Raw genomic sequence first — 15,817 nt, 5'->3', positions numbered from 1 at the left:
CAAACGATGAAAATCACTAAATTGACCACCTTTATCGTCCCGCCGCGCTGGTGTTTCCTTAAGGTTGAAACCGACGAGGGCGTTACCGGCTGGGGTGAACCGGTGGTCGAGGGCCGCGCCCACACCGTGGCCGCTGCCGTTGAGGAATTGTCCGACTACCTGATCGGCAAAGACCCACGCAACATCGAGGACATCTGGACCGTGCTCTACCGTGGTGGTTTCTACCGTGGCGGCGCGATCCACATGAGCGCCCTGGCCGGTATCGACCAGGCGCTGTGGGACATCAAGGGCAAGGCCCTGGGCGTGTCGGTCAGCGATCTGCTGGGCGGCCAGGTGCGCGATCGTATTCGCGTGTATTCGTGGATCGGCGGTGACCGTCCCGCCGACACCGCCAAGGCGGCCAAGGACGCGGTGGAGCGTGGTTTTACCGCGGTGAAGATGAATGGCACCGAGGAGCTGCAGTTCCTCGACACCTTCGACAAGGTCGACCTGTGCCTGGCCAACGTCGCTGCGGTGCGCGATGCCGTCGGCCCTAACGTGGGCATCGGCGTCGACTTCCACGGCCGGGTGCACAAGCCCATGGCCAAGGTGCTGATGAAGGAGTTGGACCCCTACAAACTGATGTTCATCGAAGAACCGGTGCTGAGCGAAAACTACGAAGCCCTCAAGGAGCTGGCGCCGCTGACCAGCACGCCGATTGCCCTGGGCGAGCGGCTGTTTTCGCGCTGGGACTTCAAGCGTGTGCTCAGCGAAGGCTACGTCGACATCATCCAGCCGGACGCTTCTCACGCCGGCGGTATCACCGAAACCCGCAAGATCGCCAACATGGCCGAGGCCTACGACGTGGCGCTGGCGCTGCACTGCCCGCTGGGCCCGATCGCCCTGGCGGCGTGCCTGCAACTGGACGCGGCCTGCTACAACGCGTTTATCCAGGAGCAGAGCCTGGGTATCCACTACAACGAAAGCAACGACCTTCTGGACTACGTCAAGCACCCCGAGGTGTTCGACTACGACAACGGCTTCGTCAAGATCCCCAACGGCCCGGGCCTGGGTATCGAGATCAACGAGGAGTACGTCAAGGAGCGCGCGGCCGTGGGCCACCGCTGGCGCAACCCGATCTGGCGCCACGCCGACGGCAGCTTCGCCGAGTGGTGATAGGTGCGACCCCTCTGTAGCCGCTGCCGCCAGGCTGCGCTGGCCCTATGCCTCCCTGAAGGTTTCCCAGTGCACTCAAGGGCCAGCGCAGCCTGGCGGCAGCGGCTACAGGGACGTAAACAATTATAAGAACGAGGCATGCCCCCCATGCACACCCAGACCTTCCCCGCGCAGGCGACCCTGGCCACGCCCAGCCGCAAGCGCTTCTTCATCATGGTGCTGCTGTTCATCACTGTGGTCATCAACTACCTGGACCGCAGCAACCTGTCCATCGCCGCCCCGGCGCTGACCAGCGACCTGGGCATCGACCCGGTGCACGTGGGCTTGGTGTTCTCGGCCTTCGGCTGGACCTATGCGGCCATGCAAATTCCCGGCGGCTGGCTGGTGGATCGGGTGCCGCCGCGCATCCTCTACAGCGTGGCGCTGGCGCTGTGGTCGCTGGCCACGGTAATGCTCGGCTTTGCTGGCAGCTTCATCGCCCTGTTCGTGCTGCGCATGGCCGTTGGTGCCCTGGAAGCCCCGGCTTACCCGATCAACAGTCGGGTAGTCACCACCTGGTTCCCCGAACGTGAGCGTGCCACCGCCATTGGTTTCTACACCTCGGGGCAGTTCGTTGGCCTGGCGTTTCTGACCCCGGTGCTGGCGTGGCTGCAGCATGCCTTCGGCTGGCACATGGTGTTCGTCGCCACCGGCGTGCTGGGCATCGTCTGGGCCTTGGTGTGGTACGCCGTGTACCGCGAACCGCGCGACTTCAAGGGCGCCAACGCCAGCGAGATCGAGCTGATCAGCGAAGGCGGCGGGCTGGTGGACATGCAGACATCGGCCAAGGCAGCGAAACCCGGATTCAGCTGGACCGACCTGGGCATCGTGCTCAGCAAGCGCAAACTCTGGGGCATCTACCTGGGCCAGTACTGCCTGAACTCCACCCTGTGGTTCTTCCTGACCTGGTTCCCCACCTACCTGGTCAAATACCGCGGCATGGACTTCATCAAGTCCGGCCTGCTGGCCTCGTTGCCATTTCTGGCGGCGTTCGTCGGCGTGCTGTGCTCAGGTTTTTTCTCTGACTGGCTGATCCGTCGGGGTGCCAGCATCGGGCTGGCGCGCAAGCTGCCGATCATCGGCGGGCTGCTGATCAGCACCAGTATCATCGGCGCCAATTACGTGGACTCCACCGCGCTGGTCATCGCCTGCCTGGCCGTGGCGTTCTTCGGCAACGGCCTGGCGTCGATCACCTGGTCATTGGTGTCGACCCTGGCACCGGCACGCCTGCTGGGCCTGACCGGAGGGGTGTTCAACTTCATCGGCAACCTGTCGGCCATCACCACGCCCATCGCCATCGGCTTTCTGGCCAGCGGCGAGTCGTTCGCGCCGGCCATCACCTACATCGCCGTCATGGCCTTGCTGGGGGCGCTGTCCTACATCGTGCTGGTGGGCAAGGTGGAACGCATCCCGCTGTGACTGGCACCGGCGCGGGCGGGCGCACATAATGCGCCTGCCTCACCGTTTACAATGCCGTTTTGAACACAGGAACGCCCATGCAGGACGACGTTACCCCGCAGGCCAAAGACGCCGCCCCCGCCGGCACACAAACCCTGTTGCGCGGCCTGGCCGTGATCCAGGCAGTGGCCGATGGCGCCCGCGACCTCAAGGAAATCGCCCGCCAGGTCGGTACCACCCGCAGCACCACCCACCGCCTGGCCAGCGCGCTGGTGGACGAACGCTACCTGCGCGTGCTGCCCCAGGTCGGTTATCTACTGGGCCCCAAACTGATCGAGCTGGGCTTCCAGGCCCGCGAAGAAGTGCCCCTGGTGATGCTCGCCACCCCCTACCTGGACGAACTGTCGCGCCTGACCGGCGACACCATCCACCTGGCCATCCGCGACGGCGACGACGTGCTTTACCTGCACAAGAACCCCGGCCGCAATGGCCCGGAAATGCGCTCGCGGGTGGGCCATCGCATGCCCCTGGCGCGCACCGGCATCGGCAAGGCCCTGCTGCTGGACGCCTCGCCGGCCGAGTGGCACCACCTGTACGAAATCAGCCTGCCGGCTGCCGGCCACAACGCCCTGTGGCCCAACCACCCGGAGCAGACCTGGGAACAGGTGCATGCACGCATGCAGGCGTATGTGCAGGGCGGCTACGCCTTCGACCTGGAAGACAACGAACCGTCGATTCGCTGCGTGGCGGCGCCGATCCGCGACGCCAGCAAGCGCATCGTGGCGGCGATCAGCGTGGCCAGTACGGTGCCGTACATGTCGCTGGAGAAGATGGAGTCGCTGGTGCCGGTGGTGCAACGGGCGGCGGCTGGGATATCGGCGGAGGTGGGGGGTTAGGCTTCGGTCTGGCCGCAGATTCTGCGCCGGGCAAACAAGGCAGGCAACTCGGTAGAACAGGCCATGGTACGTTGCAACAAATGTAGGAGCCGGCCTTGGCCGCGATGCGCCGCGCGGGCGGCGCGCGGTCTTAAGAGCGCCACAACATTATCGGCTAGCACCTGGTGGCCATGACGCGATTCCCAGAAGGGTTTTCGGGTTTTATTGGAAGGCTACGATCGGACACTGCATGATGCCCCCCAGATGCTAGCCGATGATTGTGCGGCGTTCTCGCGATCGAGCTGATGCGACACCGATATACCTACCTTTCAGGTAGCCGGTCATCCTGCCGAAAATAATCCATGGAATGGGGATCAATACAGACATGCAAGTGAGTTGAAGCAGGAGCCGGTAGGGTGCTACCTCGACAGTATTCACGCCGAGCCCTTGAAGTGCCACCTGCACTATGTTGCCGAACGCTTGCCAAGCGTCAGGCACGAAGTGGGATATCAGAGCAGATAGCGTCAGTGCCACCAATATGCAGGTCAGGCCAAGTTTTGCCACCCGTAGATACAGCAGTTGACCGTCGTACCGATGTAGGCGGGAGAAGTAGTAGGGGTGGCTCATGCACACCAGATATCCGCTGACCAGAATTGGCAATATCAGTAATAGCCCCATCTCAGCCGTGCTTTTTGATGATGCGGTCGGTCATTGCCTGGGCCTGTTGATAGCTTTCAGATGCGTAGATTTCTTCAATGTCTACCTTGAGCATGCTTTGGCCGACCAGGCGCAGGCTATGGGGCCCGCCCTTGGCTTTCATGTAGGTGTCTTTTTCATCAAGAATCCCGAGAAACTTCAATAACGTTACGATCGACATGGCCAACCCTCCTGTCCACCCAGTTTCCCATTCTGGTGCAGGTGTGGCTAAGCGTTTGTGCAGTGGCTTGGTTTCTGTATGTGTCGGGCATTCACAGACTCAGAAATCCCTTTTTCGCTCTCTGATTTGCGAAACGTCCTACATACCTAGCTCGATCCAGTCGCTAGTCTCGCTACCGCACTGCCAATCAGTGCCCGGTGTCGAAGCCGGTACCTCATCAAAACGACGCGTGTGCACCCACATGAGTATGGTGGATGCTAACCTCGCATTGGCTACGCTTTATGGTGGGCCGTACGGTGCGAGCCCATTCGGCTTCCGTTTTGACTGAAGGGCCCGACTTCGAACACCGTGCGGTTCGCCACCTATGTTTTTCGAAGGACAGGGTGGCGATAGGGTTATTCAAAACGGAGGTTTACATGAGTAGGGATTTCAATCAGTTGCCACAAGGCAATTTCCGAGATGCAGTCGAGTCTTCCACCTTTGCGGTGGCCGACGAGATCAAAACGGTCACCCATCCGTTCGGTGCCTGTAGCACGGATGAAAAAGCTTTTTTTTGTGTTCAGGAAGGGTTGGCCTGGGAGGACACGCTGGTACAGGTGTCGCTGTTGCTCAAGTGCGCAGAAGAGACGGCCTACGAAATGTGCGATGGTCCTGACCGGTCTCAGCGTGGCCTGCTCTGGTCGACTTTGCACTCCATTGAAGGGGCCAAAGGGCTGGTGGATGCTCTGTTGAATGGCGCTTCGCGCGCAGACCGATTCTGCGGTTCCAGCACCCGGTAATATTGCCAGCAGCATGTAGCCGCTGGCGCCAGGCTGCGTTGGTTGGTGTGAACCCTGCAAATCTTCAGAGAGGCACAGGCCAGCGCAGCCTGGCGGCAGCGGCTACGCGTCAATCAGCTCGATGTACTGGGACTGGCCACCACCGGTGGCACCGATCAGCCAGCCCCATTCGAATGCCAGGGTGGTGCGGCCCGCATTGTCGACACCGACCACGCCACGCGACCACCCTGCCAGCAATTCATTGTCCTGGGTCAGGCAGTGATACAGCAGCTCAATGGTGTCTGGCCCGGTGACGCGACCGACCACCTGCCCGCTGCGAATCTTCCCGCCGGCGTAGCTGCCAGTGATCAAGGCGTCATGCACTAAATAGTGAAACACGGTACTGGCGTCAGCATGACCCTCGGGGTTTGCCGTGGTCACGAATCGACGGTTGTGCAGTCGTGCATGCATGGGGTTCGCAGTCCTTTACGGTGGGGGAGTGGTGTCACGCCATCGGCGGCAGGCGCCGTTTCACGGGGCTTTTCTTGATGATCGCGGTGTTGGTTTCCGCGTAGGCGTTCAAATCATCGAGCACGGTGTCCAGTTCTTCGATGCTGCGCACATGCAGGCGGGCGATGAAGCAATCGTCGCCGGTGACTTTGTCGCATTCGGTGAACTGCGGGATCTGCTGGATCTGCCGCTCCACCACGTGCAACTGGCCCGGCAGCGGGCGGATGCGCACGATGGCCTGCAGCTGATAGCCGAAGGCCTTGGGGTCGACTTCAACGGTATAGCCCTTGAGCACGCCGCGCTCTTCCAGTTTGCGCAGGCGTTCGGCGACGCTGGGGGCGGAAAGGCCGGTGAGTTGCGCCAGGGCCTTGAGGGAGCGACGCGAGTCTTCCATCAGGGCGCTGATCAGGCGTTGGTCGATGTCGTCGGTCATGAACAGCTCCTAAGGCAAAAACACCGGGATGCCTTGATAGTAAAGCCCAATGCTTGAATTCGCCTTCTTTTCTTCATGGAAAGCGCCGCGCGGCCCCGAGCATAATAATCGCCATTGAAGAAGGAGATTTCCAATGGACAAATCACTGCATCGTGGCTCGCTGGAAATGATCGCGGCCATGTTGATTTCCGGCACCATCGGCTGGCTGGTGATGCTCTCGGGGCAGCCGGTGTTGGACGTGGTGTTCTGGCGCTGCGTGTTCGGCGCCTTGACGCTGCTGGCGATCTGCGCGGCGATGGGCTTTCTGCGGCCGAGGTTGCTGACTCGCACCACCTTTTTGCTGGCGGTGCTCAGCGGCGTGGCGATTGTGGGTAACTGGCTGCTGCTGTTTGGCTCGTATTCGCGGGCGTCGATTGCCATCGGCACGGCGGTGTACAACGTGCAGCCGTTTATTCTGGTGGGGCTTGGGGCGCTGTTTCTGGGTGAGAAGATCACTGTGCAGAAGCTGTTCTGGCTGGCGGTGTCGTTCGCCGGGATGCTGGCGATTGTCAGCGCCCATGGCGGGCAGGGTGGCGATGATTATCTGATGGGTATCGTGATGGCGCTGGGGGCGGCGGCGCTCTATGCCATCGCCGCGCTGATCATCAAGCGCCTGAGTGGCGTGCCGCCGCACCTGATCGCGTTGGTGCAGGTCACTACGGGCGTGTTGCTGTTGGCGCCTTTGGCGCAGGTGTCGGCGTTTCCCCAGCAGGTGCAGGGCTGGGGTTCGTTGCTGACCCTGGGCATGGTGCATACGGGGTTGATGTATGTGCTGCTGTATGGCGCCATTCAGAAATTGCCGACGGCGCTGACCGGGGCGTTGAGCTTTATCTACCCGATTGTGGCGATTTTCGTGGATTGGTTTGCGTTTGGGCATCGGTTGGATGCGTTGCAGTGGGTGGGCGTGGTGGCGATTCTGATCGCTGCTGCCGGCATGCAGCAGGGGTGGGGCGTACGCCGCCGCACCCTGCAACCTGGCACGTAGGCGCTGCCGCCAGGCTGCGCTGGGCCTGACGTCCACTGAAAACCTGCAGCGAGGCACAGGGCCAGCGCAGCCTGGCGGCAGCGGCTACGATGTGCGAGTCAGCTCATCATCAAATCAAGGTTCTGCACCGCCGCGCCCGCAGCCCCCTTGCCCAGGTTATCGAACACCGCCGCCAGCAACACCTGCTGCCCATGCTCGAAGACCATCAAGCGCAAATCATCCGTGCCATTCATGCCCTGCGGGTCCAAGTGCGTAAGCGCCTTGCTGTCCGCCAGCGGCATCACTTGCACGTGACGCTGCCCCGCGTAGTGATCCGCCAGGCAGGTGTGCAGCTGCGCGCCCGTCATCCCCGGTGCCAGCAGGTGCAGTTGCACAGGGATGGTCAGCACGATGCCCTGGCGAAACGCGCCATACGCCGGCACGAACAGCGGGCGATGCGCCAGGCCGCTGTGCCCGGCGATTTCCGGCACGTGCTTGTGGGTCAGCCCCAGGCCATACAGTTGGAAGGCTGGCGCCGCCACGGCGTTCTCGCCTTCGTACTCATCCACCCCGGCGCGGCCCTTGCCGGAATACCCCGACACGGCGTTGATGCTGATCGGGTAATCGGCTGGCACCAGACCGGCCTGCACCAGTGGGTGCAGCAGACCGATGGCGCCGGTGGGGTAGCAGCCAGGGTTGCTCACGCGTTTGGCCGTCGCAATGGCGCTGGATTGTGCCGCGCCCATTTCCGCAAAACCATAGGTCCACTCGGCATGGGTACGGTGGGCAGAACTGGCGTCAATCACCCGCACCGCCGGGTTGTGAATGCTGGCCACGGCCTCGCGCGCTGCGTCATCGGGCAGGCACAGGACGGCGATGTCGCAAGCGTTGATGGCCTCGGCGCGGTGCTGCGGGTCTTTGCGATAGCGCGGGTCCAGGCGCAGCAGTTGCAGGTCAGCGCGGTGGCGCAGGCGTTGGTGAATCTGCAGGCCGGTGGTGCCTTGGTCGCCATCGATGAAGATCAGGGGAGTGGTCATGCCGGGGTGCTCGCAAGAAGTGACTGCCCCTATCTTCATTCCACGGGTAGCATAGGGAAAGTTGAATTTGGCAATGATAATGTTCAGTTTTCCTGAAGGTGTGGCTCAATGCGTGAAATCAGTCTGGACCGCCTGCGTACGCTGGTGACCATTGCCGACCTGGGCTCGTTCGCTGAAGCTGCGCGCAGGCTCAACCTGGCGCCGCCCACGGTCAGCCTGCACATTGCCGAGCTTGAGGAACGGGTGGGCGGCGCCTTGTTGTCGCGCACCCGGGGGCAGGTATTGCCGACCGCCATTGGCGAGACCCTGGTGGAGCGCGGGCGGCGTTTGCTGTTGGACGCCCAGCAGGCCCTGGAGGACGTGCAGCGCCAGGTGCAGGGCCTGGCGGGGCGCGTGCGCCTGGGCGCCTCAACAGGGGCCATCGCGCAGTTGCTGCCCCAGGCGCTGGAAACCCTGGGTCAACGCCATCCCGGCATCGACGTGCAGGTGGCGGTATTGACCTCCCAGGAAACCTTGCGCCAATTGACGGCGGGTACCCTGGACATCGGCCTCATCGCTTTGCCACAGCTGCCGGTCAAGGGGGTGGAGATCCAACCGTGGCGGCTTGATCCGGTGATGGCCTTCCTGCCCGCCCGCTGGGAGGTGCCCGAGGTAGTGACCCCGGCGTGGCTGGCCGAGCAGCCGCTGATTCTCAACGACAGCACTACACGCCTTTCACGTCTGACCAGCGAATGGTTTGCCAGCGAGGGTCAGCAACCCACGCCGCGCATCCAGCTCAATTACAACGACGCCATCAAGAGCTTGGTGGCGGCCGGCTATGGTGCCACGCTGCTGCCCCATGAGGCGTCCACGCCGCTGCCTGACGCACGCATCGTGATGCGGCCGTTGAAGCCTGCGTTATCGCGACAGTTGGGCATCGTTCATCGCGCCGGTGAGGTCGAACGGTCGACCCGGCATGTGCTGGATGTGTTGTGGGCGTTGCGGGTGGAGTAGGGCGTTGCCGGTCAGGCGACCTTGGCGATGTTGCGGGCCACGCCGCGCAGGTCGGTCACCGAGGCCGCCAGGCCGTTGAGGTGGCGTTCGATGAAGTCGATATCGGCCGAGTTGTCGGCGTAGGTGGAATGGCGCAGGAATAACGCGTGCCCCTGAAGCATCCGCGATAGCGCTTCAAGGTGGGCGGCGGTGTGTTCAAGGTCACCCTGAATGGTGCCCAGGCGCTCGATCTGCATGGTAATGACTCCGATACTGAAGGCTGTGATCTGCTCACTGCCCTGATGCCTGTTTTATCGGCATGAGGGCGGCGAACTCCAGCAAAATCGGGTATCTGAAGCATTTCGGCGCTGTATGGTATTTGACAATAATGGTGTCACAGCGCCATGTATTGGTGGTCCGCGTTAATCCGCGTCGCCTGCATCGCGACCAAGGTCGGCTCCTACCTCGCGATGCAGGTGACGAAGATCCAGACATTACATATTCGGGTAGGTCGGCCCGCCCGAGCCTTCCGGGGTTACCCAGGTGATGTTCTGCGAAGGGTCCTTGATGTCGCAGGTCTTGCAGTGCACGCAGTTCTGGGCGTTGATCTGGAAACGCTTCTCGCCGTCTTCCTGGGTGATGACTTCGTACACGCCCGCCGGGCAGTAACGCTGGGCCGGTTCATCGTAGAGCGGCAGGTTGGTGCCGATCGGGATGCTCGGGTCTTTCAGCTTCAGGTGGCAGGGTTGTTCCTCTTCATGGTTGGTGCTGGAGAGGAATACCGAGCTCAGCTTGTCGAAGCTCAGCTTGCCGTCGGGCTTGGGGTACTCGATCTTCTTCGAGTCCTTGGCCAGCTTCAGGCAGGCGTAGTCCGGCTTGGTGTCGTGCAGGGTGAACGGAATCTTGCCGCCGAAGATGTTCTGGTCGATGTAGTTGAATGCACCGCCCAGCACCGCGCCAAACTTGTGGATGGCCGGGCCGAAGTTACGGCTGGCGAACAGTTCCTCGTACAGCCAGCTGGCCTTGAACGAATCCACGTAACCGGTCAGCAGGTCGCCGCCCTCGGCACCGCCCAGCAGCTTTTCGGCCACTGCATCGGCCGCCAGCATGCCGGATTTCATCGCGGTGTGGCTGCCCTTGATCTTGGCGAAGTTGAGCGTGCCCAGGTCACAGCCGATCAGCGCGCCGCCGTTGAAGATCATCTTGGGCAGCGAGTTCAGGCCGCCCTTGCAGATGGCGCGGGCGCCGTAGCTGATGCGCTTGCCGCCTTCCAGGTACTGGCTGATCACCGGGTGATGCTTGAGGCGCTGGAATTCGTCGAACGGCGACAGGTACGGGTTGCTGTAGGACAGGTCGACGATCAGACCCACCACCACCTGATTGTTTTCCAGGTGATAGAGGAAGGAGCCGCCAGTGTTCTCGGTGCCCATGATATCCATCGGCCAGCCCGCGGTATGGACGACCAGGCCCTGCTCATGCTTTGCCGGGTCGACTTCCCAGATTTCCTTCAAACCAATGCCGTAGTGCTGGGCATCGGCATCGCTGTCCAGGTTGTAGCGCTTGATCAGCTGCTTGCCGATGTGGCCGCGGCAGCCTTCGGCGAACAGGGTGTACTTGCCACGCAGTTCCATGCCCGGGGTGTACATGCCTTCCTTGGGGTTGCCTTCACGGTCCACGCCCATGTCGCCGGTAAGGATGCCGCGCACGGCGCCGTTTTCGTCGATCAGCGCTTCCTGGGCGGCAAAGCCTGGGTACACTTCCACGCCAAGGTTCTCGGCCTGCTGGGCCAGCCAACGGCACAGGTTGCCCAGGGAGATGATGTAGTTGCCTTCGTTGTGCATGGTCTTGGGCACGAAGGCACCCGGCACCTTGCTGGCGCTGTCGGCGTTTTTCAGCACGTAGATGTCATCGCGCTTGACCGGCGTGTTCAGCGGCGCGCCCAGCTCTTTCCAATCGGGAAACAGCTCGTTCAGCGCGCGGGGTTCGAACACCGCGCCGGAGAGAATGTGGGCGCCTACCTCGGAGCCTTTTTCCACCACGCAGACGCTGATTTCCTGGCCCGCTTCAGCAGCTTTCTGCTTCAGGCGGCAGGCGGCGGACAGGCCGGCGGGGCCGGCCCCGACGATGACCACGTCGAATTCCATGTATTCGCGTTCCACAGGTTCTCTCCTACTCAAGGCTCACAGTTTTTCTAATGGCGTTGCGCTTTTTCTGTCGTGGGGTGCGGTGCAGGGGCACCTGGGGTCACACGACAGGGCAATCTCGTTGGCCGCGCATTATATCTACACCACTGGCGGGGTCCAATACAAACGTTTGTTTGAATTTGCCCCAGGCCAGTAAAATCGCTGGGGGCAGGTGCATGACCGGGCGGTTCCGGTTGTTGACCGGTCCGGGCGTAGCGGTCAAGATACGGTCGGTTTTGCATTTGCCGCAGGTTGCCCTGAGGCTGCAAGAGCATCTCTAAAAGCCAGGCCCGCGCCGCGCAGGCATGCCGTTGCCCCAATTGTGGTCGAGTTTACACGTCGCCACCGCCGATGACTGCCCGGTTTTGCCGCTAAGTCGTTGAATTGCAGGGTTCCAGGCTAAATAAGGCGCGTTCGCCGTCGTTTTTAAAGGTGCCCTTGTGCCCACTGAGCATCGCCTGGCCTTGCCCGGGCGACATTCTTTTCACCGGAGAGTAACGAGGAATCCATGAAGGTTCTTGTAGCTGTCAAACGAGTGGTCGACTACAACGTCAAGGTCCGTGTCAAAGCGGACAACTCTGGCGTCGATCTCGCCAACGTCAAGATGTCCATGAACCCCTTCTGCGAAATCGCCGTGGAAGAGGCTGTGCGTCTGAAAGAGAAGGGCGTTGCGTCCGAAATCGTCGTCGTCACCATCGGCCCGAGCACCGCGCAGGAACAACTGCGTACCGCCCTGGCCCTGGGCGCTGACCGCGCCGTGCTGGTGGAAGTCGCCGAAGAACTGAACTCCCTGGCCGTGGCCAAGCTGCTCAAGGCCGTTGTCGACAAGGAACAGCCACAGCTGGTGATCCTGGGCAAACAGGCCATCGACAGCGACAACAACCAGACCGGCCAGATGCTGGCGGCACTGACCGGTTTCGGCCAGGGCACCTTCGCCTCCAAGGTGGAAGTGGCTGGCGACAAGGTCAATGTCACCCGCGAAATCGACGGCGGCCTGCAGACCGTTGCGCTGAACCTGCCAGCCATCGTCACCACCGACCTGCGTCTGAACGAGCCTCGTTACGCCTCGCTGCCTAACATCATGAAGGCCAAGAAGAAGCCGCTGGAAACCGTTACCCCGGACGCCCTGGGTGTTTCCGTTGCTTCCACCAACAAGACCATCAAGGTTGAAGCCCCGGCTGCTCGCAGCGCTGGCATCAAGGTCAAGTCGGTTGCAGAACTGGTCGAGAAACTGAAAAACGAAGCGAAGGTAATCTAAATGACTATCCTGGTTATCGCTGAACACGAGAATGGTGCTGTAGCCCCGGCTACCCTGAACACCGTCGCAGCTGCCGCGAAAATCGGTGGTGATGTGCACGTGCTGGTTGCCGGCCAGGGCGTTGGTGCCGTGGCTGAAGCTGCCGCCAAGATTGCTGACGTGGCGAAAGTGCTGGTGGCCGACAACGCTGCCTACGCGCACTTCCTGCCGGAAAACGTTGCGCCGCTGGTGGTTGAACTGGCTTCGGCCTACAGCCACGTGCTGGCCCCTGCTACGTCCAATGGCAAAAACGTGCTGCCGCGCGTTGCTGCCCAGCTGGACGTGGACCAGATCTCCGAGATCATCTCGGTGGAATCGGCCGACACCTTCAAGCGTCCGATCTACGCCGGCAACGCCATTGCCACCGTGCAATCGAGCGCTGCCATCAAGGTCATCACCGTGCGCGCCACCGGCTTCGACGCCGTTGCCGCCGAAGGTGGCTCGGCTGCCATCGAAGCCGTGGGCGCTGCTCACGACGCAGGCAAATCGGCGTTCGTCGGCGAGGAGCTGGCCAAGTCCGACCGCCCTGAGCTGACCGCTGCCAAGATCGTCGTTTCCGGCGGCCGCGGCATGCAGAACGGCGACAACTTCAAGCACCTGTACGCCCTGGCCGACAAGCTGGGCGCCGCCGTGGGTGCCTCGCGCGCCGCCGTGGACGCAGGCTTCGTGCCCAACGACATGCAGGTCGGCCAGACCGGCAAGATCGTTGCGCCACAGCTGTACATCGCCGTCGGCATCTCCGGCGCGATCCAGCACCTGGCGGGCATGAAGGACTCCAAAGTGATCGTTGCGATCAACAAGGACGAAGAGGCGCCGATCTTCCAGGTGGCCGACTACGGCCTGGTGGCTGACCTGTTCGAAGCAGTACCAGAGCTGGAAAAGCTGGTCTGATCCAGCCGCTTCACTTATAAAAGAGCCCGGTCTTGTGACCGGGCTTTTTTATGCGAACTACTTTTTGCGTAGCCGCTGCCGCCAGGCTGCGCTGGCCCTGTGCCTCGCTGAATATTTTCAGTGGATTCCAGGGCCAGCGCAGCCTTCGGCAGCGGCTACGGGTATGTGCAAAGGATGAATCATGAAGCGACCCCTGCTGTTGGGCGCCTGGGCGCTGGCCATGTTGCTGCCCACCCTGGCCAGTGCCGCTGGCACCTGCGAGCGTCTGATTGCCACCGGCAGCCCGGATGCCCAGCCATTCTCCTGGCGCGACCCGGATGACCCCGCCCACCTGATCGGCGCCAATGTCGACCAGCTAAAGCGCATCGGCGACGAACTGGGCATCAAGATCGACGTGCTGTACAGCGGCCGGCGCTCCCAGGCCCTGGACGAGGTGCGCAGCGGGCGCATGGACCTGTTGGTGGATGCACCGATGTCGGTCGAGCAATTGGAAACCCTGGACTACATCCACCCGCGCATCGCCCTCAACGACTACTTGGTGTGGACCCGTACCGCGTCGCCGCTGGTGTACCACACGGTGGGCGATCTGCACGGTCATGCCGGCGTAGTGTCGGCGCGGGCACGGCTGGGGGCGTCGTTCAAGCGCTTTGCCGATGAGAACCTGAGGCTGGCGCCTGCCGAGTCGCTGACAGTGGCGTTCCAGCAGTTGATGCTGGGCAAGGCCGAATACCTGGTGGCCGGACGCTACGCCGGGCAGGCCGTGTCCCAGAGCCTGGGGCTGGGCAATGACGTGGTGGCCCACGAGACACCGCTGGACCGCCCGGGGCTGTACCTGGCCTTGTCACACAATTCGGCCTGCAATGACCCCTGGCTGCGCGGACAGTTGGCGAAAAAGATGACAGAATTGCCCGCGTCCGGCCAAGCCGAGGCGGTATTGCAACGCAATGTCGAACGTTGGAAGGCGCGCTTGCAGCAACCGGTCGCACCGCAAACGCCAAGCGCCCCAAAACAGTAGGGATCCCGTGTGAGAATTCAAGTTTCAATCGCCGTTGCTGCGCTGCTGGCCCTGGCCGGCTGCGCCAGTGACCCGGCCCCCACCGAGCAACTGCGCCTGACCGAACAGGCCGTGGACCAGGCCCGCGCTGTCGGTGCCAACGACGATGTCGCCGAAATGAAGCTGGCCAGCGACAAGCTGACCGCCGCCCAGGCTGCCAATGGCGCCCAGGGCTATCGTCAGGCGCGGCTGCTGGCCGAGCAGGCCGAGCTGGACGCGCGCCTGGCCGAAGCCCGGGTGCTGACCGAAAAAAGCCAGGAGCAGTTGACCCAGGTAAACACGCGAATCGTGCGCCTGCACAAACAGTTGGGGGAGGCGCAATGAGCCGTTTTTCGCAGATAGGCAGCGGTTTGATCGCCGTGGGCTGCCTGGGCCTGTTCGGTTGTGCCGGCCACTCGACTTCATCGGTAACCTTGCAGCAGGCCAGCGCCAGCTACCAGAAGGTCAAGGATGATGCCGACGTACTGCGCAGCGCGCCGCGGGACGTGATCCGCGCCGGTGAATCGCTGTCGCGTGCCGAGCGCCTGGCCAATTACTGGGGCAGCGGCGACGACGTGGCCCAGTACGCCTACCTCAGCCAGCGTTACAGCGAGATTGCCCGCGAACACACGCAACTGGCGCTGAACAAGGAAAAACTGACGCGTCTGGACCTTGAGCGTCAGCGCCTGCAGCTGGCCTTGCGTGAGTCCAAGCTCAACAGTGTGCAGCAGCAGGGCAAGGCGCTGGAGGAACAGTTCGTCAACATGGCCACCACCGAGACCGATCGTGGTCTGGTGCTGACCCTGGGTGATGTGCTGTTCGACAGCGGCGAGGCGGAGCTCAAACCGTCGGCCAATCGCATGGTCCTCAAGCTGGTGCAGTTCCTGCAATTGAACCCCAAGCGCGTAGTGCGCATCGAGGGTTATACCGATAACACCGGTGACAGCGACTTCAACCTGGACCTGTCCAAGGACCGGGCGCAGACAGTTGCCGACACCCTGGTGGACCTGGGCATCGATGAGAAGCGTATCCAGGTGCAGGGGTATGGTGACCAATACCCGGTTGAGGCCAATGCCTCGGAGCGGGGCAGGGCGATGAATCGCCGTGTGGAAATCGTGTTCTCTGATGAGAAAGGCGTGCTCGGCGCCGCTCGATAGTTCGTAGCCGCTGCCGCCAGGCTGCGCCGGCCCCTCCGTACGCTGGAAATCTTCAGGGTGATGGAGGGACAGCGCAGCCTGACGGCAGCGGCTACAGTTATTGCGGCACAATCCCCTCGCATTCGCGCAACTGTCCCCGTACACTTTTCAACTGTTCCGGTACTGACAATAATATCGCCTGATCAGTCGAGAAGCCCGC

The 15,817-nt window shown here is 62.3% G+C and carries 18 protein-coding genes; 11 read left to right on the top strand and 7 right to left on the bottom strand.

Going from position 1 to position 15,817, the window contains the following annotated elements; translation table 11 throughout:
* The first annotated feature begins 6 nt into the window (after window positions 1-6).
* The 3 genes from dgoD (at window position 7) to ACZ9GA_RS19440 (ending at window position 3,488) form a co-directional block, all read left to right on the top strand.
* Window positions 7-1,155 carry a galactonate dehydratase gene (gene dgoD, locus ACZ9GA_RS19450; protein WP_455924769.1) on the top strand — a complete coding sequence of 383 codons (1,149 nt, stop codon included), beginning with the start codon at window positions 7-9 and terminating at the stop codon, window positions 1,153-1,155.
* Window positions 1,156-1,302: 147 nt separating this feature from the next.
* Entirely contained in the window at window positions 1,303-2,613 is a 1,311-nt protein-coding gene (locus ACZ9GA_RS19445; RefSeq protein WP_457363690.1) for an MFS transporter, read from the top strand.
* A 77-nt stretch (window positions 2,614-2,690) separates the two neighbouring features.
* Window positions 2,691-3,488, top strand: coding sequence for an IclR family transcriptional regulator (locus ACZ9GA_RS19440; protein ID WP_457361168.1), 798 nt, complete (start codon window positions 2,691-2,693; stop codon window positions 3,486-3,488).
* 246 nt (window positions 3,489-3,734) lie between these two features.
* Here the strand turns inward: ACZ9GA_RS19440 and ACZ9GA_RS19435 are convergent, their stop codons facing one another.
* Window positions 3,735-4,094: a hypothetical protein gene (locus tag ACZ9GA_RS19435; protein WP_457361169.1), complete on the bottom strand. Its 360-nt coding sequence runs from the start codon at window positions 4,092-4,094 to the stop codon at window positions 3,735-3,737.
* A gap of 52 nt (window positions 4,095-4,146) precedes the next feature.
* Entirely contained in the window at window positions 4,147-4,344 is a 198-nt protein-coding gene (locus tag ACZ9GA_RS19430) for a hypothetical protein (protein ID WP_457361170.1), read from the bottom strand.
* A 416-nt stretch (window positions 4,345-4,760) separates the two neighbouring features.
* On the opposite strand from ACZ9GA_RS19430, the gene ACZ9GA_RS19425 reads away from it, so the two are divergent.
* A complete protein-coding gene (locus ACZ9GA_RS19425) occupies window positions 4,761-5,123 on the top strand; it encodes a hypothetical protein (protein WP_457361171.1) in 363 nt (120 codons plus the stop codon).
* Between the two features lie 102 nt (window positions 5,124-5,225).
* Here ACZ9GA_RS19425 and ACZ9GA_RS19420 read toward each other — a convergent pair whose 3' ends face one another.
* Together ACZ9GA_RS19420 and ACZ9GA_RS19415 are read right to left on the bottom strand one after the other, a co-directional pair.
* Window positions 5,226-5,573 carry an avidin-fold protein gene (locus tag ACZ9GA_RS19420; RefSeq protein WP_457361172.1) on the bottom strand — a complete coding sequence of 116 codons (348 nt, stop codon included), beginning with the start codon at window positions 5,571-5,573 and terminating at the stop codon, window positions 5,226-5,228.
* Window positions 5,574-5,607: 34 nt separating this feature from the next.
* A complete protein-coding gene (locus tag ACZ9GA_RS19415; protein ID WP_027978553.1) occupies window positions 5,608-6,045 on the bottom strand; it encodes an Lrp/AsnC family transcriptional regulator in 438 nt (145 codons plus the stop codon).
* A gap of 133 nt (window positions 6,046-6,178) precedes the next feature.
* Between ACZ9GA_RS19415 and ACZ9GA_RS19410 the strand changes: the two genes are divergently transcribed.
* Window positions 6,179-7,069, top strand: a complete 891-nt coding sequence (locus ACZ9GA_RS19410; RefSeq protein ID WP_457361173.1) for a DMT family transporter — start codon at window positions 6,179-6,181, stop codon at window positions 7,067-7,069.
* A gap of 98 nt (window positions 7,070-7,167) precedes the next feature.
* Here the strand turns inward: ACZ9GA_RS19410 and argC are convergent, their stop codons facing one another.
* Window positions 7,168-8,085: an N-acetyl-gamma-glutamyl-phosphate reductase gene (gene argC / locus ACZ9GA_RS19405; protein WP_457361174.1), complete on the bottom strand. Its 918-nt coding sequence runs from the start codon at window positions 8,083-8,085 to the stop codon at window positions 7,168-7,170.
* Window positions 8,086-8,193: 108 nt separating this feature from the next.
* Here argC and ACZ9GA_RS19400 point away from each other — a divergent pair, with 108 nt between their 5' ends.
* On the top strand, window positions 8,194-9,078 hold the full coding sequence (locus ACZ9GA_RS19400) for a LysR family transcriptional regulator (RefSeq protein WP_457361175.1): 885 nt from the start codon (window positions 8,194-8,196) through the stop codon (window positions 9,076-9,078).
* Window positions 9,079-9,089: 11 nt separating this feature from the next.
* Here the strand turns inward: ACZ9GA_RS19400 and ACZ9GA_RS19395 are convergent, their stop codons facing one another.
* Complete coding sequence (locus ACZ9GA_RS19395; protein WP_457361176.1) at window positions 9,090-9,314, bottom strand: hypothetical protein; 225 nt, start codon at window positions 9,312-9,314, stop codon at window positions 9,090-9,092.
* Window positions 9,315-9,551: 237 nt separating this feature from the next.
* Complete coding sequence (locus tag ACZ9GA_RS19390; protein WP_457361177.1) at window positions 9,552-11,216, bottom strand: electron transfer flavoprotein-ubiquinone oxidoreductase; 1,665 nt, start codon at window positions 11,214-11,216, stop codon at window positions 9,552-9,554.
* Between the two features lie 532 nt (window positions 11,217-11,748).
* On the opposite strand from ACZ9GA_RS19390, the gene ACZ9GA_RS19385 reads away from it, so the two are divergent.
* From ACZ9GA_RS19385 to ACZ9GA_RS19365, 5 genes are all read left to right on the top strand, one after another.
* Complete coding sequence (locus ACZ9GA_RS19385; protein ID WP_457361178.1) at window positions 11,749-12,498, top strand: electron transfer flavoprotein subunit beta/FixA family protein; 750 nt, start codon at window positions 11,749-11,751, stop codon at window positions 12,496-12,498.
* Window positions 12,499-13,428 (top strand): electron transfer flavoprotein subunit alpha/FixB family protein, encoded by a 930-nt coding sequence (locus ACZ9GA_RS19380; RefSeq protein WP_457361179.1) that lies wholly within the window; start codon window positions 12,499-12,501, stop codon window positions 13,426-13,428.
* Between the two features lie 181 nt (window positions 13,429-13,609).
* Window positions 13,610-14,443, top strand: coding sequence for a substrate-binding periplasmic protein (locus ACZ9GA_RS19375; RefSeq protein WP_457361180.1), 834 nt, complete (start codon window positions 13,610-13,612; stop codon window positions 14,441-14,443).
* Window positions 14,444-14,452: 9 nt separating this feature from the next.
* Entirely contained in the window at window positions 14,453-14,806 is a 354-nt protein-coding gene (locus ACZ9GA_RS19370) for a DUF4398 domain-containing protein (RefSeq protein WP_457361181.1), read from the top strand.
* Window positions 14,803-15,618, top strand: coding sequence for an OmpA family protein (locus ACZ9GA_RS19365; protein ID WP_457361182.1), 816 nt, complete (start codon window positions 14,803-14,805; stop codon window positions 15,616-15,618). The genes ACZ9GA_RS19370 and ACZ9GA_RS19365 overlap by 4 nt, the downstream gene beginning before the upstream one ends.
* Window positions 15,619-15,817: the final 199 nt, after the last annotated feature.

It is taken from the genome of Pseudomonas sp. TE3644, from assembly GCF_056278815.1.
Note: the sequence above shows the minus strand (reverse complement) of the source record. Positions and strands in the feature narration are given on the sequence as shown.